This window comes from Corynebacterium macclintockiae (assembly GCF_027570165.1).
GTDB classification, from domain to species: domain Bacteria; phylum Actinomycetota; class Actinomycetes; order Mycobacteriales; family Mycobacteriaceae; genus Corynebacterium; species Corynebacterium macclintockiae.
Genome location: NZ_JAKMUV010000006.1, coordinates 38,677 through 59,753 on the forward strand (window position 1 = coordinate 38,677; position 21,077 = coordinate 59,753).

The 21,077-nt window shown below is 63.6% G+C and carries 17 protein-coding genes; 8 read left to right on the forward strand and 9 right to left on the reverse strand.

Going from position 1 to position 21,077, the window contains the following annotated elements:
- Window positions 1-113: 113 nt before the first annotated feature.
- From L8U58_RS06345 to L8U58_RS06360, 4 genes are all read right to left on the reverse strand, one after another.
- Window positions 114-1,586, reverse strand: a complete 1,473-nt coding sequence (locus L8U58_RS06345; protein WP_269954940.1) for an MFS transporter — start codon at window positions 1,584-1,586, stop codon at window positions 114-116.
- An 87-nt stretch (window positions 1,587-1,673) separates the two neighbouring features.
- Window positions 1,674-2,756: a nucleoside hydrolase gene (locus L8U58_RS06350; RefSeq protein WP_269954941.1), complete on the reverse strand. Its 1,083-nt coding sequence runs from the start codon at window positions 2,754-2,756 to the stop codon at window positions 1,674-1,676.
- Window positions 2,757-2,760: 4 nt separating this feature from the next.
- Window positions 2,761-3,690 (reverse strand): ribokinase, encoded by a 930-nt coding sequence (locus tag L8U58_RS06355; RefSeq protein ID WP_034972655.1) that lies wholly within the window; start codon window positions 3,688-3,690, stop codon window positions 2,761-2,763.
- Between the two features lie 307 nt (window positions 3,691-3,997).
- Window positions 3,998-4,651, reverse strand: a complete 654-nt coding sequence (locus L8U58_RS06360; RefSeq protein WP_269954942.1) for an SdpI family protein — start codon at window positions 4,649-4,651, stop codon at window positions 3,998-4,000.
- Window positions 4,652-4,735: 84 nt separating this feature from the next.
- Between L8U58_RS06360 and L8U58_RS06365 the strand changes: the two genes are divergently transcribed.
- Window positions 4,736-7,747: a leucine--tRNA ligase gene (locus L8U58_RS06365; RefSeq protein ID WP_269954943.1), complete on the forward strand. Its 3,012-nt coding sequence runs from the start codon at window positions 4,736-4,738 to the stop codon at window positions 7,745-7,747.
- 461 nt (window positions 7,748-8,208) lie between these two features.
- Here L8U58_RS06365 and L8U58_RS06370 read toward each other — a convergent pair whose 3' ends face one another.
- The 4 genes from L8U58_RS06370 to L8U58_RS06385 all read right to left on the reverse strand — a co-directional run bounded on the left by L8U58_RS06370 (window position 8,209) and on the right by L8U58_RS06385 (window position 11,669).
- Complete coding sequence (locus L8U58_RS06370; RefSeq protein ID WP_034981339.1) at window positions 8,209-8,790, reverse strand: hypothetical protein; 582 nt, start codon at window positions 8,788-8,790, stop codon at window positions 8,209-8,211.
- Between the two features lie 191 nt (window positions 8,791-8,981).
- Window positions 8,982-9,938, reverse strand: coding sequence for a universal stress protein (locus tag L8U58_RS06375; RefSeq protein ID WP_051892159.1), 957 nt, complete (start codon window positions 9,936-9,938; stop codon window positions 8,982-8,984).
- A gap of 24 nt (window positions 9,939-9,962) precedes the next feature.
- Window positions 9,963-10,430 (reverse strand): MarR family winged helix-turn-helix transcriptional regulator, encoded by a 468-nt coding sequence (locus L8U58_RS06380; RefSeq protein WP_034966639.1) that lies wholly within the window; start codon window positions 10,428-10,430, stop codon window positions 9,963-9,965.
- A gap of 147 nt (window positions 10,431-10,577) precedes the next feature.
- Window positions 10,578-11,669, reverse strand: coding sequence for an inositol-3-phosphate synthase (locus L8U58_RS06385; RefSeq protein ID WP_269954944.1), 1,092 nt, complete (start codon window positions 11,667-11,669; stop codon window positions 10,578-10,580).
- A 130-nt stretch (window positions 11,670-11,799) separates the two neighbouring features.
- Between L8U58_RS06385 and L8U58_RS06390 the strand changes: the two genes are divergently transcribed.
- The 7 genes from L8U58_RS06390 (at window position 11,800) to rplI (ending at window position 18,361) form a co-directional block, all read left to right on the forward strand.
- Window positions 11,800-12,201, forward strand: a complete 402-nt coding sequence (locus L8U58_RS06390; RefSeq protein WP_070551161.1) for a DUF5318 family protein — start codon at window positions 11,800-11,802, stop codon at window positions 12,199-12,201.
- Window positions 12,194-14,845, forward strand: a complete 2,652-nt coding sequence (locus tag L8U58_RS06395; RefSeq protein ID WP_420839843.1) for a transglycosylase domain-containing protein — start codon at window positions 12,194-12,196, stop codon at window positions 14,843-14,845. Before L8U58_RS06390 ends, L8U58_RS06395 begins: the two co-directional genes overlap by 8 nt.
- A complete protein-coding gene (locus L8U58_RS06400) occupies window positions 14,826-16,400 on the forward strand; it encodes a glycosyltransferase family 87 protein (RefSeq protein ID WP_051894029.1) in 1,575 nt (524 codons plus the stop codon). The genes L8U58_RS06395 and L8U58_RS06400 overlap by 20 nt, the downstream gene beginning before the upstream one ends.
- Window positions 16,393-16,575, forward strand: coding sequence for a hypothetical protein (locus L8U58_RS06405; protein ID WP_034966644.1), 183 nt, complete (start codon window positions 16,393-16,395; stop codon window positions 16,573-16,575). The genes L8U58_RS06400 and L8U58_RS06405 overlap by 8 nt, the downstream gene beginning before the upstream one ends.
- A 152-nt stretch (window positions 16,576-16,727) precedes the next feature.
- Window positions 16,728-17,015, forward strand: a complete 288-nt coding sequence (rpsF, locus tag L8U58_RS06410) for a 30S ribosomal protein S6 (RefSeq protein ID WP_034966795.1) — start codon at window positions 16,728-16,730, stop codon at window positions 17,013-17,015.
- Between the two features lie 156 nt (window positions 17,016-17,171).
- The gene (locus L8U58_RS06415) at window positions 17,172-17,825 is read left to right on the forward strand and encodes a single-stranded DNA-binding protein (RefSeq protein ID WP_034966646.1); all 654 of its coding nucleotides are present in this window, start codon (window positions 17,172-17,174) and stop codon (window positions 17,823-17,825) included.
- Between the two features lie 83 nt (window positions 17,826-17,908).
- Window positions 17,909-18,361: a 50S ribosomal protein L9 gene (gene rplI, locus L8U58_RS06420; protein ID WP_034972646.1), complete on the forward strand. Its 453-nt coding sequence runs from the start codon at window positions 17,909-17,911 to the stop codon at window positions 18,359-18,361.
- Window positions 18,362-19,334: 973 nt separating this feature from the next.
- On the opposite strand, the gene L8U58_RS06425 is transcribed toward rplI, so the two are convergent.
- Window positions 19,335-20,984, reverse strand: a complete 1,650-nt coding sequence (locus L8U58_RS06425) for a flavin-containing monooxygenase (RefSeq protein WP_269954945.1) — start codon at window positions 20,982-20,984, stop codon at window positions 19,335-19,337.
- Window positions 20,985-21,077: the final 93 nt, after the last annotated feature.

Sequence of the window (21,077 nt, forward strand, 5' to 3'; positions counted from 1 at the left end):
GTGTCTCTATTTTATTGACGCCCCCGTCCCCGCAAACCGCAACCGTTCAAAAAGTCGCAGGCGGGGTGGGGTGGCGCGCCTGAGCGTGGCGCCTGGGTGCGCCTGGGTGGCGGCTAGACGATGGCGCGGTCGAGCTCCGCGACGGTCTGCTTGGGGATCAGCGAGGCCACGGCGGCAGCGATGCCCAGGATGACCGCGGCGGCGATGAATGCGGTGACATAACCCGCGACTGAATCCGAACCCTGGGGCGAACCAGCGACCTGGAATACCGGCAGGATGGCGAAAGACACGCCCGCGCCGAGGTTGAAGCCCGCGGAGTTCATGCCCGGCAGGAAGCCCTCGTTGTCCTTCGGGGAGTTCACCACGCCCAGGTTGTTGATGACGATGTTGCCGATGCCCGCGTAGGTGATGCCCAGCAGGATGACGGCGATGATCAGTACGGCCAGGGACTTCACGCCAACAAAGGCGAGCCCCAGCATGAGCACTGCGCTGGCGAGGTTGGCGATGATGACCAAACGGCCGTAGCCGATCTTAGGCGCCCAGCGGCCTGCGAAGGGGCCGACTGCCCAGCCGATCAGTGCGTAGGGGGTCAGCAGCCACAGGGAGGCCTTGTCTGCTTCCAGGCCGAAGCCTGCGTCCGGGTTCTGTGCCAAGGAGATAGCCACGCCGTTGACTGCCGCGAACACGCCAGTCATGGTCAGCACCGTGGTGGCCAGCAGCGCCCACGTGTGGCGGCGGGCAAGGTACTTCGGGGCGACCAGCGGCTGGTCATGGCGGCTCTCGTACTTCCAGAAGGCCACGAAGACCGCCGGGCCGATGATGAACATGGCGATGACGTACAGCCAGTTCGCTGCTCCGGCCTTCCCGGCCTCGTTGACGCCCAGCGTGATGCACAGCACCGATACCACCAGCAGAGCAGCGCCAACCCAGTCCATCTTCACGTTGTCTGAGGGCTTGGATTCCGGCGCGCCGAACGCGACCACCACGGTGGCGATGATGCCGATGATGGCGATCAGCCAGAACACGGAGCGGAAGCCGTGGTTCTCTGCCAGCCAGCCGGCGAGGATCACGTCGATGCCTGCCACACCACCGTTGATGGCGGCCAGCAGGCCCATGAGGGTGCCCAGGCGGACCTCCTCCTTCACCTGGCTACGCAGGATAATCAAGGTCATGGGGATCGTCGGACCCGCGATACCCTGCATGGCGCGGGCGACCATCAGCACGCCAATGTTGGGCGCCAGCGCGGCGATCAGGCCGCCGAGGGACATCACGCCCAGCATGATGACCAGGATCTTGCGGCGACCGACAATATCCGACAGGCGGGGCAGGAACAGGCCGCACATTGCGCCGCCGGTGAAGAATGCGGTCTGGGTGAGGCCGGTGGCGGCCTCGTCTGTGTTCAGCTCGCGGGCCATGGTGGCCAGCACCGGGGAAAGCATGGAGGCGTTGAGCTGGAAGGCGACTGCCGCGGTGATGAGTACCGTCATCAGCAGGCCGATGCCGCCCGGGCGGGAATCGACCGGATCCGGCGAAGCGGCCGCGGTCGCGCCGGGCTTTGGCGTAGAGGAAGGATTGGTGGAGTTCATAAGCGGCTCCGATTCAGCGCCAATTGAAAGTCAATTGGGATTTTCAGTAGTTGCAGCTAGAACTCTAAGCCATGAAGGCGCGCCTGACTAGAAGCCGGTGTTGCCGATGCGCTGCAGTGCGTCGATCAGCAGAGTCCAGAAGCGATCCGCATCCACATCCACCGCCACGCGGGTGCGCAGGGAATCAGCCGCGCCGACCGCGCCTGTGCCAGCTTCGGCTGCGCCTGCTGTGCTTGCTGAAGTGTGGGCGTCGAAATCAGAATCATCCGCCGTGCCCAGAGCAGTCGGGTCCTGCCCTCCTGCCTGGCTGCCCCAGGTGCGCCGCAGGTCGACGACGGTCGCCCCGCGCGTGAGCTCGCCCTGAGTCTCCACGTCGATCGGCGCCAAAATCGTGCGCACGACCTGCGGATCAGCCACCGCCGCTACGGCCAGCGGGTCGTGCATCGGCGGGCCGGGGTAGTGCCGTTCCTTCATGTAGGCCGCGCCAAAGAACTCCACCAGTTCCGCGATGAACGCAGCCACGTCGGTGCCGACCTCCGCCAGCTGCGCCATCCGCTCGGGCGTGGCCAGCACCTTGTGCGTGACGTCCAGGCCAACCATCGTGACGGGCCAGCCCGCGCCGAACACAATCTTCGCGGCCTCCGGGTCAGCCAGGATGTTGAACTCGGCGCTCGCGGTCATGTTGCCCGCGTGGTGCGCTCCGCCCATCAAAGTGACGCCACCCACGCGTTCCACAAGCTCCGGGTACATGCGGGCGAACAGGGCGATGTTGGTCAGCGCGCCCGTCGGGACGATGGTTACGGCACCAGGTTCGTTGTCGCGGATGATGTCCGCGATGAGGTTCACCGCATGGCGCGGATCCTGGGTAGCGTCGGCGGCGGGCAGCTGGGGGCCGTCCAGGCCGCTGTCTCCGTGGATCTCCTCGGGGATGATCTGCGGCGCGACCAGCGGGCGATCCGCCCCGGCGGCGAAAGGAATGCCAGTGATGTTGCCGACCCGCGCCAGCGCCAGGGCGTTTTTGGTGACCTTCTCTAGCGTTTGATTACCCGCAACCGTCGTGACCGCCAGCAGGTCCAGGTCAGGGTTTCCCCAGGCCAGGAGCATCGCGATCGCGTCATCGTGCCCCGGGTCGCAGTCCAGAATGATTTTCTGTGGGCTGTTGGCAGTCATGTCTCTATTCCTCTCCCAGTCGGCGGACTTCGTTTTCGCTGGCGTAGCTAACCGCCGCCCCTCGCTTCTGTGTGGCCAGGGCTCCTGCGGCTGCACCTAGCGTGCAGGCATCCACCAGGGTCTCCCCTTGCGCCAGCGCGGCCGCGAGGGTGCCGCAGAATGCGTCGCCTGCCCCGGTGGTGTCGACCACGCGATCAACGTGGACGGCTGGAATGTGGACCGGTTCGGCGTCCTTTTCCAAGATCAGCGCGCCGCGCTGCCCCAAAGTAATCACCACAGAGCGCGCGATGGTGCGCAGGCGATCGGTGAGCTCTTCAACGGGCGTGCCGGGAGCTTCGCCGAGCACCGCGGCGGCCTCGCCCTCATTCAGCACCAGCGGGTCGGCGGCGGCCATCAAGTCGGGGTCGCGCGTGGTCACCGGCGCGAGGTTCAGCACCAGCCGCGAGTCCGAATTCGCCACCAGCCTCGGCAGCTGCGCGCTGTGCTCGGGGGTCAGTTCGCCTTGTGCCAGAACGATCGGAACGGGTCCTTGGCGGCGCAGTTCGTCAACGGTTTCGCGCTGCTGGGCGGGGCTGACCAGCTCGTTTGCGCCCGAGGTGACGATGATGATGTTCTCGCCGCTGGGGTCGTTCATGATGAACGCGCGCCCCGTCGGCTGCCGACTGATCACGATGTAGTCGGTATTCACGCCGTGTTCGCGCAGCTGCTTCAGCGCGAGCTCGCCCTGCGGGTCGTTGCCTACCGCAGACAGAAGGACGGTATTGACGCCCATGTGTGCGCACGCTGCCGCCTGATTAGCGCCCTTGCCACCGAGAGCCTCTATGCCGGGTTTTGCGATGGTCGTTTCCCCTGGTTGCGGGAAGTTCTGGACGGTGACAAAGGTGTCTATGTTGGTGGTGCCTGATACGACGACGGTGGCGTTGCTGTCTCTCATGATTCCCCAGGGTACTGCGTTGCCGGGCAGGAGGGGGGAATGCGTTGGATCGTCACAGTGACGGTAGGGAAAGGGAAGAATCAGGCGGATTCCGGAGTGCCGAAGTCCCAATCGAGGGGGCGATGTCCCAAATTCCAGCTCTTAGAATATAACTATTTTATTTCCGCAGGTCAGGGAGCTGCGCTTTTGTGCTTCAAACGCTCTACTTTCAATAACTCGACGATTTGGGACATTGCCCTTTTAGCCGCCTCAATGTGGGCAAAAGTAAGCCCCCGACGAGAGGCCGGGGGCTCGGGGCAGGCGGTGCCTACGCCTGCGCGGGGTTCTGCGCGGGGTTCTGCGCCGAGTTTTGCACCGAGTCCTGGGCGGAAGCTGCCCGGCGGGCGGCCTCCCAGTCCACGCCACCGCCCTCGCAGGAGCCATTCAGCGAGCAGCTGCCGCAGGCCTGGCCGCTTGCGCACGCCTCCGCGCTCACCGTGCCAGTGTTGGCGCCAGCGCCGGCGTCGGAACAGCAAGCGCCAGCGGAGTCGGAAGCGCCGGTGGCCTCGCTGGAATCGGAGCAGCAGGAGGCCGAGGTGGCGTCACCACTAGAGCAGCAAGAAGAATCGGCGGCCTCGAGTTGGGCGGCGCGGGAATCCAGGCGCGCGACGGTGTGAGCGCCCAAAGCCGAGCCCAGACCGATCAAGAAAACAGCCCCGACCAGTAACAACGCAAAGACCAGCCACATCCAACCGCTCACCTTCAGGGTGATCAGAGCCGCTCCGAGCAATGCCGCACCGGCGCCCATCCAGGCCGGGCCGACGATCCGGTGTGCGGTGTTCCAGAGCTCCTGGGACTTGCGGACTTCCGGAACGCGCAGGCCAACGACCGGATTACCCGGCAGCTTCCCCACAGCCCCCAGCGAGCCCGCAACAAAGAACACAAGCCCCACAATTACCAACACAACGGTCAACACGATCATGCGAAACAGTCTATTACCGCAGGTGGCCAACAAGCCAAACGCAATAGCCTGCCCTGTCCGTGGCACCTACTAGACTGTTAAACCATGACGAACGGCAGCACTGAAGACACCTCCGCGGGCACGTCCGCGGGCGCAACCTCCTACCGCTACACCCCTGAACTCGCGGCCAAGATCGAGGCCAAGTGGCAGCAGCACTGGGCGGACAACGGCACGTTTAACGCCCCGAACCCGACGGGCGACCTCGCGGAGCCGGGCGCGGAGCTGCCGGAAGACCGCAAGTTCATCCAGGACATGTTCCCCTACCCGTCCGGCGTGGGTCTGCACGTCGGCCACCCGTTGGGCTACATCGGCACGGACGTCTTCGCGCGCTTCCACCGCATGAAGGGCGCAAATGTGCTGCACACGCTGGGTTATGACGCGTTCGGTCTGCCCGCCGAGCAGTACGCCGTGCAGACGGGCACCCACCCGCGCACCACGACCGTGGCCAACATCGCGAACATGGAGCGTCAGCTGGACCGCCTGGGCCTGGGTCACGACAAGCGCCGCAGTTTCGCCACCACGGACACGGACTATTACCGCTGGACGCAGTGGATTTTCCTGCAGATTTACAACTCTTGGTTCGACCCGGAGGCGAAGAACGCCAACGGCACCCTGGGCAAGGCGCGCCCGATCGCAGAGCTGGAGGAAAAGCTCGCTGCCGAGCGCGCGGACTGGGCGGATCTCAGCGCCGCCGAGAAGCAGGAGGTGCTGGATAGCTACCGCCTGGTCTACCGCTCGAACTCCACGGTGAACTGGTGCCCGGGCCTGGGCACGGTGCTGGCGAACGAGGAAGTCACGGCAGAGGGCCGCTCCGAGCGCGGCAACTTCCCCGTCTTCCGCAAGAACCTGCAGCAGTGGATGATGCGCATCACCGCGTACTCCGACCGCCTGATTGACGACCTGGAGTTCCTGGACTGGCCGGAAAAGGTGAAGTCCATGCAGCGCAACTGGATCGGCCGTTCGCGCGGCGCGGAGGTCACGTTCGACTGCCTGGGTCACGACATTGACGTGTTCACCACGCGCCCGGACACGCTGTTCGGCGCGACCTACATGGTGCTGGCCCCGGAGCACGAGCTGGTCGATACGCTCGTTGCGCAGGCCGGTGGTTCTTCTGCGGGTAAGGACGCCTACACGGATGTCGACCCACGGTGGACCTACGGCCAGGCAAACCCGGCTGCGGCAGTGGAGGCATACCGCGCGGCAATCGCCGCCAAGTCCGACCTGGAGCGCCAGGAGAACAAGGAGAAGACGGGCGTTTTCCTGGGCGTTTATGCCACCAACCCGGTGAACGGGGCGCAGGTGCCGGTCTTCATCGCGGACTATGTGCTGACGGGCTACGGCACCGGCGCGATTATGGCTGTGCCGGCGCACGATACCCGCGACTTCGAGTTCGCCACCGAGTTCGGGCTGCCGATCGTGCCGGTGCTGGCAGCTGAGGGCACTGCTGGCGAGCAGGGTGCGGCGGCTGCCGAGCAGGGCGGCGCCGGGGCTGCGGCTGGCGACAACGCCGACGACGGTGCGGGCGCCGAGCTCACCGAGGCGTTCACCGAGGACGGCCCGCACATCAACTCCAACAACTCCGACGGCCTGGAGCTCAACGGTCTGGGCAAGGCAGAGGCCATCGACAAGGCCATCGAATGGCTGGAATCCCATGGCAAGGGCGCCGGCAAGATCCAGTACAAGCTGCGCGACTGGCTGTTCGCCCGCCAGCGCTACTGGGGCGAGCCCTTCCCCATCGTCTACGACGAGAACGGCATGGCACACGGCCTGCCGGAGGAGATGCTCCCCGTTGAGCTGCCCGAAGTGGAGGACTACAAGCCAGTCAGCTTCGACCCCGACGACAAGGACTCCGCACCCCAGCCCCCGCTGGCCAAGGCCAAGGACTGGGTCGAGGTCACCCTGGACCTCGGCGACGGGGAAAAGACCTACTACCGCGACACCAACGTCATGCCGCAGTGGGCTGGTTCCTCCTGGTACCAGCTGCGCTACATCGACCCGAACAACGACAACGCCCTGGTAGATATTGAAAACGAACGCTACTGGGTCGGCCCGCGCGAAGGCCGCCCCTCCGGCGGCGTGGACCTGTATGTCGGCGGCGTGGAGCACGCCGTGCTTCACCTGCTGTACGCCCGCTTCTGGCACAAGGTGCTGTTCGACCTGGGCGTAGTCTCCAGCTTCGAGCCCTACTACCGCCTCTACAACCAGGGCTACATCCAGGCCTACGCGTACACGGACTCCCGCGGCGTGTACGTCCCCGCGGAGGAGGTCACCGAACGCGACGGTAAGTTCTTCTGGGTTCGTGAGGCGGATGATGCTGAGGGCGTCACAAAGGAAGAAGAAGTATTTCAGGAATACGGCAAGATGGGTAAGTCCCTCAAGAACGCGGTCTCGCCCGACGAGATCTGCGACGACTACGGTGCGGACACCCTGCGCGTGTACGAGATGGCGATGGGGCCACTCGACACGTCGCGGCCGTGGGCGACGAAGGACGTTGTGGGCGCGCAGCGATTCCTGCAGCGTGCGTGGCGCCTCGCCGTTGATGAGGGCACGGGTAAGGGTTCTGTGAGTGATGACGCCCTCACGGATGACGACCTAAAGGCCCTGCACAGGACCATCGCGGGGGTTCACGAGAACTATGCGGAGCTGCGCGACAACACAGCCGTGGCGAAGATGATCGAATACGTGAACTACCTGACGAAGACGTACTCCGCTGGGGCGGCTCCGCGGGCTGCTGTTGAACCGCTGGTGCAGATGCTCGCGCCGGTGGCGCCGCACATTGCCGAGGAGATGTGGGAGATCCTGGGGCACTCCGAGGGCATCACCTACGAGCCCTTCCCCGAGTGGGGTGAAAAGTGGCTGGTAGATGACACTATCGAGCTTCCCGTGCAGGTCATGGGCAAGTTGCGCGGGCGCATTAACGTGGCGGCGGATGCTTCGCGGGAGGAGATCGAGGCTGCTGCGCTGGAGGAGCCAAACGTCGCTGCGCACATCGAGGGCAAGACGGTGGCCAAGATCATCGTCGTGCCAGGCAAGATGGTGAACATCGTCGCAAAGTAGCGGCCTGGGGTGTGTCCCTCGCTTCCCGGCTACTGCGTGCCCGGGGGCGCCTGCGCCTTTGTGCCGGTGTGCCGGTGGCCTTTCCCTTGGCTTTGCGCGCCCGGGGGGCGACCCTTTTTCTACCCGCGGTGTTGAGGGATTCTAAGGCGCCGAATCGAACAGCGGTGCGAATGTGTGCCCTCGAAACGTCACAGTGACGCTCCTGACGGGCGCGAATTCGGCGATTTTCGGCGCTCCGATGACCTAATTGCGGGGCGATTGTCCCAAATTCCAGCTCTTAGAATATAACTATTCTATTTTCGCAGGTCAGAGAGCTGCGATTTCGTGCTTCAAACGCGCTACTTTCAATAACTCGAGGATTTGGGACATTCCAGCGGGTACGGCGGAGCCTGAGCGGAATCGGGACCGACGGACGGGGCTAAAGGAGGCGGGGATAGCGGAAGCGGGACCGTCGGGCGGGGCTAGAGGCTGTGGTCGATGAGCAGGTACGCACCGACCGAGGTGATCCAAGCCATGCAGAACGGCATGATGAACCAGATCACCGCTACCCACGGGCGCCAGCGCTGGTGGTTCTTCCACTTGTAGTAGGTGATAAACGCCGAGCCGAACAGGCCAAAGAACGCAATCGAAGTGGGAACGATAGAGAACAGAAGCTGGAACGTGCGGCTGCACAGTTGTGCCGAGGAGTCGGCCTCGCAGTAGGGGCCGCCAATGACCTTGGAGGCGATCCAGATCAGGATCGCGGACAAAGTGGTGGACACGATCACGCCGACGAAGAACCAAATGGCCTGGCGAGTGGACTTATTGTTGCGCTCGAGGCGGAGCAAGGGGTCGGCCTCGTAGTCCAGCTCGGAGGGCGCGCCGGGACGGTCCAGCTCGGAGGCATAGGATTGGGAGCCGTCGGGCCGGGATCCCGCGGATGGGGAGCCGGCGGGCTGAGAGCCCGCGGACGGGCGACCAAAGGGCTGGGAGTCCGCGGAACCGGAGGCAGAATCCGGGTTATCAGCAGGTGAGGGGCCGTTGTTCAAACCGTCGGTGCTCATAATGCCCTTAAATCTACACGTCCCCGGGGGTAATCAGAACCCGCGCGAGCCTGGAGCGCGGTGGCTGCGGGGTGCGCGGGGAATGGCGCGCGGTGGGCGCGGGGTGGGCGGGGAGCCGAGCCTGCGGAACGACCAGCGCCGACGCCCGCGGCCGACCCCCGGGCGGCACGCTAAGGCGCGCTAGACAGTGCTTAGACGGTGCTCAGCAGCACCGGCACCGGGCTGTGCCGCAGAATCTGGTTCGTCGACGGGCCGATGAACACGCGGTGGAAACCGCCCAGCGTGCTGGAGCCCATCACCAGCAGATCGCCCTTCTTCCACTTCAGGGCGTTAATCGCGCCGGACCAGCCGTAGCCGCTGCCGACCTCCATCTGCACTGTCAGGTCGCCGTGCCTGTTCAGAGCCCGGTCCCGTCCGCGGTCCAGCAGCGCCAGAGCCTGCTCACGCCACTCGACCATCATGTCCGAGTTGTCGATGAACTCCGTCTCCGTCGGATACATCGTCGCCCCGCGCGGGCTGAACGCCACCAGCCGCAGCGGCACTCCCCAGCGGTGCGCCAGGTCCGCCGCCCGACGCAGCGCCTCGTGCGACTGGTCGGTATCGATGTAGCAGCAATTGACCCTGGTGACGCCACGTTTCGACAGCTTCGGCGTCCGCGGAGCCAACAGTAGCGGCAGCGGGGCATAGTGCAGCAGGGCATCCGCCGTCGAGCCGATCCGGAACCGAGAATGCGGCGCGGCGGGATGGGAGCCCAAGATCATCATGTCGGCGTTGAACTCGGCGGCGGCGTCGATAAGAGCCTTCGTTTCCGAATGATCAACAGTGACAGTGGAGGGCTCGTCGGCGTCCAGCATCGCTTCGGGCAGCTTGGCCAGGGCCAGCGCCTTCTGCGCGGCGGAGGACACGGCCTGCGATTCCTTGTCGATCCACTCCGAGTAGTTGTCGAACTCAAGCTCCGGCTGCGCGGTCCAGGAACGCGAGATCACCGTCGCCGTGCGCACCGCGATGGTCTCCGTGCGGCCGAGCCAGGCGGCGACCTGCGCGGCCTCGTCACCGGCCGATTCGGGGCGCCATGTAAGAAGCAGGCGGAGGGGCGCGCGGGATGCGCCCGATGTGCGGGGGACGTCGGACTTAGGGGTGTTGCTCAAGAAAGATGCTCGCTAGCTCCAGCACTACTGCTGGTCGTTGTTCAGCTTTGCCTCGATAGCTTCAGTGTAGCGGCGCAGGACCAGTTCGATAACTGGGGTGGCCTCTGCAACTTCCTTGAGCTCTTCGTCGCTGAGGCTATCCAGCATGCTGGCGAGCTGCTCGGCGCGTTCTTCGGACAGGCGGCGCAGTTCCTCGCGACCCTTGTCGGTGAGGGTGACGCTCACGCCGCGGCGGTCGGACGTGTCGCGCACGCGCGTGACCAGCTCCATCGTCTCCAGCTGGTTGACCGCGTTGGAGGCGGTGGGCATGCGGATCGTCTCGGTGGCCGCAATCTGGCTGATGCGCATCGGGCCGTTTTCTTCGAGGATCATCAGGATCGATAGCTGCGCCATGCTGATGTGGGAGTTCTCCGTCTGGCGGAAGTACAGCAGGTACAACCGCGTCAACGGGAGGCGCAGTTCCTTGGCGATTTCTAAAGGTGTGGAAGCCATAGGTACTAAAATACAACAGTTTTGGCTGTAAATACTCACGCGGGGTGCTTAGCCCGGTGTTTTCGGGCACGTCGTCCGGCGTTTGTGGGGATGTTTCTGGGTGTTTACGCGGTGACGCAATTTATTAATGACGCCACCGCCTCTGCCCTATGCGCCGTTGATGAACTCTTCCAGCTGCGCGCGGGCGACGTCGTCCGGCAGTTGCACGGGCGGGGACTTCATCAGGTAGCTCGAGGCCGCGTCGACGGGGCCGGCTACTCCCCTATCCAGCGCGATCTTAGCGGCACGCACGGCGTCGATGATGATGCCTGCGGAGTTCGGGGAGTCCCATACCTCCAGCTTGTACTCCAGGTTCAGCGGCACCTCGCCAAAGGCGGAGCCTTCCAGGCGGACGTATGCCCACTTGCGGTCGTCCAGCCATTCCACGTAGTCGGAGGGGCCGATGTGGACGTTGCGGTCGTGCACCTTGCCAGCCAGCGGGCTTTCCTTCAGGTTGGAGGTCACGGCTTGAGTCTTGGAGATCTTCTTGGACTCCAGGCGGTCGCGGTCCAGCATGTTCTTGAAGTCCATGTTGCCGCCGACGTTCAGCTGCATGGTGCGCTCCAGGCGCACGCCGCGTTCCTCGAACAGGCGGGCCAGCACGCGGTGGGTGATGGTCGCGCCGACCTGGGACTTGATGTCGTCGCCGACGATCGGCAGGCCGGCCACGCGGAACTTCTCGGCCCATTCAGGGTCGGAGGCAATGAACACCGGCAGCGCGTTGACGAAGGCGCAGCCTGCGTCGATGGCGCATTGTGCGTAGAAGCGGTCGGCTTCTTCGGAGCCGACGGGCAGGTAGCTGACCAGTACGTCCACCTCTGCGTCGCGCAGCGCCTGGGGTACGTCGACGGGTTCTGCGTCGGATTCGGTGATGCTTTCCTGGTAGTGGCGGCCCAGGCCGTCGAAGGTGTGGCCGCGCTGGACCGTCACGCCGGTGTGTGGCACGTCGGCGATTTTGATGGTGCAGTTCATGCCCGCGTCGATGGCTTCGGAGACGTCCTTGCCGACCTTGTCGGCGTCCACGTCAAAGGCGGCGGTGACGCGCACGTCGCCCACCGAGTAGGGGCCGAACTTGGTGTGCATGAGGCCGGGGACGTTCTGGGTCGCGTCGGCGTCGGAATAGAGGTGAATGCCCTGGATCAGGGAAGTCGCGCAGTTGCCGAGTCCCACGATGGCGATGTTGCAAGTCTTAGATGTCATGCGAATCACCGTAGGGCGCTGGCTGCTAAGAACCCTTGTTCTTTGGCTGGTTAACCGATTAAGCCCGGCGAGTTTATCGATCAAGCTCGCGCGGGGTGGGGGTTGTCCGGGCGGTGTTTAGAATGTGGGTGTGTCGATTTCGCGAAGGGTTATAGATAGGTCGCTTGATCGCCGTCGCTCCCTGTTGGAGGTGCGTGGGGTTAAGCGTTTTGTTGGGGACGCCACCCCGCGCCTCCTTTCCTCCGCGGAGGTTCTAGGACGGGCAGTCGACCGTCCGTGCCCGGTGTGTGGGAGGCATGAATTAAGGGAAACACTGTGGATTCATGGCGGTGTATTAGGTGAAAAGTCGGGTACAGCGCGTAGTGTAAGAGAGATCAATGGTGTGATTGAGACGCTAGTGAACGAACAGCAGGATGCTGAGTTTTCGATACATACTGTTGAAGTGTGCATGAAATGCAGATGGAATCACTTGATCCGAGAAGAGCTGATCGGGATCACGATCGACAATCAGGAGACTCGTCTAGTTGAGTAGCGACAAGCCGTCCAAGAACCCTTTCTCCCGCGGTGGTGCTGGTGACTCCGGTGCAGGCCGCGGTGGGCACAGGCAGCCGGGCCAGCGCCGCGCGGGCCAGGCGCGTGCCGGACAGTCACGCGCGGGCCAGCCCCGTGCCAGTCAGCCGCGTGCTGGACAAGGTCAGCCCGCTAAGCCGGGCCAGCGCCGCGCCGGGCAGCCCGCTAAGCCGGGCCAGGGGCGTGCTGGACAGCAGCGCAATCCTCAGCGAGGTCCCCAGCGCGGGAATCCACAGCGGGGAGCTGCGCAGCGGGGAAATCCTCAGCGAGGGAATCCACAGCGTGGAACCGTGCAGCGCGGCGGCAAGCCGGTGAGATCCGGTGGTGCCCACCGGGCACGAGCCTCAGCGGGAGCTGGAGCTGGTGCGGCGGGCGTGTCGGCGTCACAAAGAAAGAGGCCCCAAAACAATGGGCCACAGACTCGTGTGAAGAAGAATGGAAGCCGCTCCGTGGGAGATGGAAAACTAAAGGCAAGAACTCGCAAGAAGCGCAGCTGGCGCGACAAGCGCACCCTGCGCAACTTCTTCGCGGGCCTAGCAGCCGTCATGGCAGTGATGATTATTGTGCCGCTGGTGGCATTCTTCACCGCATACTCGGTGACGAAGGTGCCGGAGCCGGAAGAGCTGGTGAACAACCAGATCTCCTACATCATGGCCAGCGACAACAACACTGAACTGGCACGCATCGTTCCGCCAGAGGGCAACCGTCAGAACGTCAAGCTGGACGAGGTTCCAATGTCCGTCCGCCAGGCTGTTCTGGCAGCAGAGGACCGCGAGTTCTACAGCAACCCCGGATTCTCCGTGTCCGGTTTTGCCCGTGCGGCAGTCGGCCAGGTGCTGGGGCGCGAGGGCGCCGGCGGTGGCTCGACCATCACCCAGCAGTACGTGAAGAACGCGCTGGTGGGCGACGAATTCAGCCTTAGCCGAAAGGCCAAGGAGCTGGTGATCTCCGCGAAGATGGCGCGCGAATGGTCGAAGGACGAGATTCTGGAGGCCTACCTGAACACCATTTACTTCGGACGTAACTCCTACGGCATCAGCGCAGCGGCGCACGCGTACTTCGACAAGGACGTCAAGGATCTCACTCCTGAGGAAGGCGCAGTGCTGGCCGCGACGATCCAGGCGCCTTCCAGCCTGGATCCGTGGACGAACCGCGAGCGCGCGGAATCGCGCTGGAACTACGTCCTCGACGGCATGGTCGGGATCAACGCCATGAAGGAATCCGATCGTCGGAAGGCCGTGTACCCGAAGGTGAAGGACCCTGCGGAGACCGCGGAGAACACCCAGGCCGTCGGTACGAATGGCTTGATCAAGACGAAGGTTATCGAGGAGCTAGAGCAGGCGGGCATCACCGAGGAACAGGTGAACACGGGTGGCTTGAAGATCACCACCACCATCGATCCGAAGATGCAGGCCGACGCTGTGGACGAGATCCACAAGAAGATGGAAGGCCAGCAGCAGGGACTGCGTACGGCCGTGGCCTCGGTGGATCCGAAGACCGGCGGGGTGCGCGCCTGGTATGGCGGCGACGACCCAGTTGGTTTCGACTTCGCCGGTGCGGGCCTGCAGAGCGGTTCTACGTTCAAGATTTTTACGCTGGCCGCATACCTGGACCAGGGCGGTAGCCTCTACGACCAGTTCGACTCCTCCCCTGTCATGACCGGTGACGCGCAGGTGAACAACGACGGCGGCGCAAGCTGCGGCACATGCAGCATCGCCGAAGCGTTGAAGCAGTCGCTGAACACCAGCTTCATCCGCCTGACCCAGGCGCTGAAGGGCGGTCCGCAAGACGTGGCTGACATGGCGCACCGCCTGGGCGTGGCCGAGTCGCTGCCGGGTGTGGGCAAGACCCTGCAGGAAAAGAACGGCAAGCCGGCGGATGGCATCACCCTGGGCATGTACCAGTCCAGCCCGCTGGACATGGCAACCGCGCTGGCCACACTATCCAACGGCGGTACCTACCACCGCCCGCACTTCGTGCAGAAGGTGGAGAACTCCAATGGCGACGTGCTGCTGGATAACACCAAGGACGAAGGCGACCGCGTGGTCTCCGAGGAAGTTGCCAACGGCGTTATCCAGGCGATGCAGCCCATTGCGGCGTATTCCAACGGCAACTCGCTGGCCGGTGGCCGTCCCTCGGCTGCAAAGACCGGTACGGCGCAGCTGGGTGATACCGGCGAAAATAAGGACGCCTGGATGCTGGGTTCCACCCCGCAGCTGTCCACCGCAGTGTGGGTTGGTACCGCCGAGGGCAAGCCGATTCACAACAGCTACGGCGGCATTATGTACGGCTCCGGCCTGCCTGCCCAGATCTGGAAGGGCGTAATGGATCGCTCGCTGGAGAACACGGAGATCGAGCAGTTCAATACCGGCGCAGCCGCCAGCTCCGGCTACACCGGTGGGTACGCCGGCGGCGGAAACGCAGGCGGTGCAGCTGGCGCCGGCCAGCCAGAGGAGCAGGAACAAGAATCTCCGGCACCGGCCTCCCCCGCTTCGCCGCCATCGCCGGCCCCGGCCCCGGCGCCGCGCCAGCCCGCTCCGCAGGGTGGTAACCGACCGCCGAACAACGATCTACAGAACCTGCTCGATGGAATCCTCAACCCATAAGAAGACCAGTTCTCAGCAGCGCGTACTGCCTTCCCGGACCGAGCCGATGGCGCGGGGATTCGTCCGCTTTATCGGCGGTCCACCGGGGGCGCACGCCCTTGTCGGGCGGGCAAAGTGGTGGACTCCCCTCCGCGTGCTGCTGGCAACCGCCGCTACCTTCCTGGCCTTCGGCTGGTTGCAAAAAGCACAGTGCATCCGCACTGGATTTACCTCTGCAGGTGAGGCTTATGTGGACTGGTCCGGTAAGCGTCAATACACCTCCGCTTGCTACTCAGACACAATCTCGCTCTACTCTGGCCGAGGCCTAGATAACCTCGACTTCCCCTACTTCACGTCCATAACCGGCAGCGACGGCTCCGTGCACTACATGGAATACCCCGTGCTGACGGGCCTGTACCAGTGGATCGTTGCGGCTATCGCCCGGCCGGTCGGCGTGCTGTGGGACTTCCTGCCCTTGCCAGAGGCAACCCCCGTGGCAATCTTCTTCGGCGTTAACGCCTTCTTCCTGGGCCTGTTCTGGCTGGTCGCCACCGGGTTGATGACGAAACTGACTGGCAACCGGGTATGGGACACGCTGCTGATGGCGGCCTCTCCCCTAGTCATCGTCCACGCCTTCACCAACTTCGACCTACTGGCGTGCGCCGCGGCGGTAGCCATCTTCAGCCTCTGGGCCAATCGGCGCCCCGGCTGGGCGGGCGTGGCTGTCGGCGTGGGCGTGGCGCTGAAACTGTGGCCCGCGTTCATCGGCGGCGCACTGATCCTGCTGTGCCTGCGCCAGCGTGCGTGGGGGCCACTTGCCAAGCTGGTCGGCGGGACGCTCGGCACCTGGCTGATCGTTAATGTGCCCATCATGGTCGCCGCGCCCGAAGGCTGGGGGGAGTTCTTCAGGCTGAACTCCGAGCGCGGCTGGGAAGGCTCCACGATCTACGCCGTCATCGCCCACATCACGGGTAACGATTCCTGGAACGGCGTGAGCCCCTCCAAGTCCGTCGACGGCGCAGAGACGCTGAACCTGCTGACCAGTGGTTTGCTGCTCGTCGCACTGCTGGGCCTGGCCTGGCTGGTCATTATCGCAGCCCCCCGCACACCGCGGGTGGGTCAGGTGGCTTTCCTGGCCACGTTGGCTTTCATGATCACCAACAAGGTGTGGAGCCCCCAGTACTCCATCTGGCTGGTGCCACTGCTGGTGCTGGCTCTCCCCCGCTGGCGCCTGGTCTTCAGCTGGGCAGCGCTGGAAGCCGTGTACTGGTACCTGCGCATGTGGCAGTTCCTGCCAGCCAACCAGGCGGCCCCGAACTGGCTGGTTGATACCGTGACCGTCGTGCGCCTGGCGCTGCTGGTATTCATGGCCGCGCTAGTCATCCGCCAAATCATGGGGCGCAGCGCCGACCCGATCCGCGAGGCTCATGGCGGTCGCGATCCGCTGGCCGGAGTGCTGGCTGCAGACGTTCCGACGGGAAAGCACCACCGTCACGGGAATGGCTCGGGCGGAAAAGTGGGCGTCATAAAGAAGACAACCACAACAACGGCAGCGAAAGAGAGCAACGATGAATAACACGACACTCCTCATCACCATGGCCAGCGTGTTTGTGGGGTTCCTGTTCTTTGGCGGCAGCTTCGCAAGTTTCATGTACGGCAAGTCGAAGAAGCAGGTATGGACGCTGTTCTGCATCGCCATCGTGTGCCTGACGATCGTGCCGGTTAGCCTGGCGGTGTTCGCCGCGACGTAAAGAGGCGCAGGATTGCGCGGGCCGGGCGCAGGGGGCATTTCTTAAAACGCGGGGCAACCTGTAGGCTGAGAACGTTGCTGACGCAACGACCCTCCTGCCATGCCCAAAAGGGGTATGGCCGAAACACAAGACCATAGGAGGTGATGAGGTCCGTGCGTCAATACGAGATGATGATCATCATCGACCCTTCCCAGGATGAACGCACCGTTGCCCCGTCGCTGGACAAGTACTTGGAGATTGTCCGCAAGGAAAACGGTTCCGTGGAAAAGGTTGATGTCTGGGGCAAGCGTCGCCTTGAGTACCCGATCAACAAGAAGGACGAGGGCATCTACGTTGTTCTCGACCTGAAGTGTGAGTCGGCTACCGTGCTGGAAATTGACCGCCTGCTCAACATCAACGACCAGATCCTGCGCACCAAGGTGCTGCGGAAGGACCAGTAGCTTTCACAACGCCATATAAGGCGAAAGCTGCAGGCTCCGATCGGACTGTACAGGCACCTTTAAACCATTAACCTAAGCACTGTAACCACTGTAACCATTTCGGGCTTCTGTTCTTTTTGACGCCCACACGTCACCACACAACGTTAGGAAAGAAACATGGCACAGGGAGATACCCAAATCACCGTGGTCGGCAACATCGTTGCGGATCCGGAGCTGCGCTACACCCCCAACGGGGCCGCAGTGGCGAACTTCCGCGTGGCCTCCACGCCCCGTCGCTACGACCAGCAGGCTGGTCAGTTCGTCGACGGTGAGCCGCTGTTCCTGACCTGCAACGTGTGGCGCCAACCTGCCGAGAACGTGGCAAACAGCCTGAACAAGGGCGACCGCGTGATCGTGACCGGCCGACTGCGCCAGCGTTCCTACGAGGATCGCAACGGCGAGCGCCGCACCGTCTTCGAGATTGAAGTTGAAGAGGTCGGACCTTCGCTGCGCTTTGCAACTGCGGATATCAACAAGGCATTCCGCGGTGGCCAGGGCGGTAACGGTCAGGGCGGCCAGGGCGGCAACGCTGGTGGCTTCGGCGGCCAGGGTGGCCAGGGCGGTGGCTTCGGCGGCAACGCCGGTGGCCAGGGTAATGGCAATGGCGGCCAGGGTGGCTTCGGCGGTAATGCCGGCAACCAGGGCGGCCAGGGTAATCAGGGTCAGAATAACCAGGGCTTCGGCGGTCACAATGCCGCCATGGATGATGACCCGTGGAACTCTGCCCCACAGTCCGGATTTGGTGATGGCGACGACGAGCCGCCATTCTGATCGGTTAGCTTAAGAGCTGCTGGTCAGCGTTAAAACTTTTTGAACATAATTGGTCAAACCAAAGCACAACGAAAGGCTGGATCATGAAGCTGATCCTCACCGCCAACGTTGACAAGCTCGGTGTCCCCGGCGACATCGTAGAGGTCAAGGCTGGCTACGGACGTAACTACCTGCTTCCGCGCGGCTACGCAATCGTTGCTACCCGCGGCGCTGAGAAGCAGATCGAAGGAATTAAGCGCGCACAGGAAGCACGACAGATCCGCGACCTGGACCACGCACGCGAAGTTAAGGAAGAGCTGGAGAACCTGAGCGGCGTGACCATCGCGGTCCGCACTGCAGAATCCGGCAAGATGTTCGGCTCTGTTACTGCAGACAACATTGTTGACGCAGTGAAGAAGGCCAACGGTCGTTCCCTGGACAAGCACAGCATCAAGCTGCGCAAGGGCGATGTTAAGGCAACCGGCGTTTACTCTGTGGACGTTCAGCTGCACGACGGCATCGTTGCATCCCTGAGCTTCGAGGTCGTTTCCGCGTAACTTCGCCCCGCTCGGTTGGCTTTCCAGCTAGTTGGCTGGTTTTTCAGTCGGCTGGCTTGGCTGACATTTCAGCTGGCTTTGCTTGGCTGGCGTTTGAGTCGGCTTGGCTGGTTTCAGTTGGCTGGCTTTGCTTGGCTGGCGTTTGAGCCGGCTCGCATAGCTGTTTGCCAGCGAAGCCCTGTTCCCGTGCCTAGACACCACGGGTCGCGTGCCTAGACAACACGCGTGGGCTTTAGGCTCTGAGCTGCAACAATGTGGCGTTGAGCTGCAAACATGCCGCTGAGCCCTACTACCAAGCCAACGAGCTGCGAAATTGCGCGTGCGACGAGAACGCACCAGTAGAAAACTTTTCAACTTAGACAACAGCAGGTTGAGGCCCCACGCATTCGTGCGTGGGGCCTTTTCCTTTGCCTGATTGCTTCCGGCTGATCCTCAGTAGAGCTGCACAAACTTTGCCTGGCTGCCCTCGCCAGGGGCGCTAAATGTCAAGGAAACTGCAGTAGGCGGCAGTCCAAGTCTGGGGAAGTTGCAGTGCGCGGCACTAAAGGTCGTGGATGTTGCAGTAGGTGGCGTTAGCTGTCGGAAAAGTTGCACTTCGTAGGGCTAAATGTCGGAAAAGTTGCAAAACCAAAAACTCCGTCAGTCTCGCAGGCCACGTGAAAGGCTCTGACCTGCATGTTTGCAAATCTGCAAATGACTTTCAATAACAAACTGCAACTTTTCCGACATTTGCGCTCCTCGGGCACTCTGCCCGAGCCCCTGGACGCTCCCCATAGTGACAGAAGGCTCTGTGCCGAGCCAACCCGCGAAGCTCAGCGTACACGCGGCGCCCCAAGTACCAGCGCAAAGCCGCCCCAAGTACCAGCGCAAAGCCGCCCCAAGTACCAGCGCAAAGCCGGCGCAAAGTCAGCGCAAAGCCGCCCCAAGTACCGCCGCAAAGCAGCGCAAAGCCAGCGCAAAGCCAGCGCTGCAGCTAAACCCGCAGCTCAGCGGCACCGCCGCCGCCCTCGCCAGCTGCCAGCGGTGCCGCCGCCTCCAGCGCATCCGTGCCGAAAGCCATGTCGTGCTTATTGTCAGCGCCCGTGTAGGCGCGGCGTTCCTTGATGTAATCCTGCTCCATTCGCCACGGATCCCCAGCGCCCTGGCGCGGCAGAGTCGCCACGCTGCGCTGAATATAACCGCTGGACATCTCCAACAACGGCAGGTCAGCGGCCTCGCCGGCGGGCAGGACCGGGCAAGCCCACTGCTCGCCGCGGGCATCCATGTCCTTCCACAGCTGCACCAAGTACCGCGAGGTCATATCCGCACGCAGCGTCCACGACTGGTTCAAATAGCCAATGGTGTAGGAGAAGTTCGGCAGGCGGTTAGCCATCATGGCACGATAAGCCACCAAAGACTCAGTGGGAACTGGGGTGCCATCGACTGAGAAGTGGGCGTCACCAAAAGCAAGAAGCTGTAGACCCGTGGCGATCACCAGAACGTCCGACTCGATGTACCCGCCGGAGCGCAACTGCACCCCACCTGCGTCAACGCGCGAGATGTGGTCGGTGACCACCCGCGCCCCGCCGCGCACAGCCTTGAAGAAATCGCCGCCGGGGGACTTGCAGACGCGCTGATCCCACGGGTCGTAGGGCGGCGTGAAGTTGCGGCGGACCTCGTCGGCGGGCAGGTACAGGCGGTTCCAGCCGCGGAACACCAGCTTCGCGATGCTCGGGAACGTCTGGCACAGGTGGTACTGCGCCATGTCGCGGCCGATATGCAGGCTGCGCGCCAGGCGGTGGCCGAAGGTGCCGGGCTCGGTGCTGAGGGCCAGGCCGACGAACGAGCTGATCGTGTCGGTCTCCGGCAGCGGCGCGATGTAGGTGGGGGTGCGTTGCAGCATGGTGACCTCCGCGCCCATCTCGTGCAGCGCCGGGACCAGCGTGATCGCGGTCGCGCCCGAGCCGATCACCGTGACCTTCTTGCCGCGCACGTCGAGGTCGCGGGGCCATTGCTGTGGGTGCAGGGCGGTGCCTTCGAAGGTATTGACGCCCTCAATGTCCGCCGTGAACCCTTCAGAATGGCGGTAGTACCCGGTGGCGAAGTGGAGGCGGCGGGTCCACGTGGTGAGGGTTGGCTGCTCGGGGCTGGCGGGGGCGGAGGCGCCGTCGGTGCCCTCCGAGTTTGCGTGGCCGGAGCGGCCAAGGCGCATGGTGACCTCCCACAAGCCCTGGTCGGTGTGGAAGTTCACGGCCTGCACCCAGGTTGACAGTTGCAGGCGCTCGAGCATGCCGATTTCTTCGGCTGCTTCGTGGCAGTAGTCGCGGATCTGCTTGCCGGAGCCGAGGGTGCCCTTGTGTGGCCACTTTTTGAAGGGGAGGGAGAAGGTGGCCATGTCGGAGTCCGAGCGGATGCCGGGATATTGGAAGGTGGCCCAGGTGCCGCCGAGGTCGTAGTTGGAGTCGACGGCCGCCCAGTTCCAGTCGGAGAAGTTCTTGGCGACGTGGTGCGCGAGGTCGATGCCGGAGAGGCCGGCGCCGACGATCAGGAGGTCGAGGGGGCGCTCGGCGGTGGCGTCTGCAAGCTGAGGCAGGGGAGAGGTGGCGTTGGTCGGTGCAGTTGAGGTGTCGGGTGTGGCGTTCATGGGGGACAGGCTACTTCACCCCGGGAGGGTGCCGTGGGGAAACCAATATTTTGCTTCTATATAGAAAACTGTGGCGGCATTGGCGGCAGCGTT

Coding starts and splice junctions, on each gene's coding strand:
- L8U58_RS06345 (WP_269954940.1), bottom strand. CDS start 1,586: ATGAACTCCACCAATCCTTCCTCTACGCCAAAGCCCGGCGCGACCGCG.
- L8U58_RS06350 (WP_269954941.1), bottom strand. CDS start 2,756: ATGACTGCCAACAGCCCACAGAAAATCATTCTGGACTGCGACCCGGGG.
- L8U58_RS06355 (WP_034972655.1), bottom strand. CDS start 3,690: ATGAGAGACAGCAACGCCACCGTCGTCGTATCAGGCACCACCAACATA.
- L8U58_RS06360 (WP_269954942.1), bottom strand. CDS start 4,651: ATGATCGTGTTGACCGTTGTGTTGGTAATTGTGGGGCTTGTGTTCTTT.
- L8U58_RS06365 (WP_269954943.1), top strand. CDS start 4,736: ATGACGAACGGCAGCACTGAAGACACCTCCGCGGGCACGTCCGCGGGC.
- L8U58_RS06370 (WP_034981339.1), bottom strand. CDS start 8,790: ATGAGCACCGACGGTTTGAACAACGGCCCCTCACCTGCTGATAACCCG.
- L8U58_RS06380 (WP_034966639.1), bottom strand. CDS start 10,430: ATGGCTTCCACACCTTTAGAAATCGCCAAGGAACTGCGCCTCCCGTTG.
- L8U58_RS06385 (WP_269954944.1), bottom strand. CDS start 11,669: ATGACATCTAAGACTTGCAACATCGCCATCGTGGGACTCGGCAACTGC.
- L8U58_RS06400 (WP_051894029.1), top strand. CDS start 14,826: ATGGAATCCTCAACCCATAAGAAGACCAGTTCTCAGCAGCGCGTACTG.
- L8U58_RS06405 (WP_034966644.1), top strand. CDS start 16,393: ATGAATAACACGACACTCCTCATCACCATGGCCAGCGTGTTTGTGGGG.
- L8U58_RS06415 (WP_034966646.1), top strand. CDS start 17,172: ATGGCACAGGGAGATACCCAAATCACCGTGGTCGGCAACATCGTTGCG.
- rplI (WP_034972646.1), top strand. CDS start 17,909: ATGAAGCTGATCCTCACCGCCAACGTTGACAAGCTCGGTGTCCCCGGC.
- L8U58_RS06425 (WP_269954945.1), bottom strand. CDS start 20,984: ATGAACGCCACACCCGACACCTCAACTGCACCGACCAACGCCACCTCT.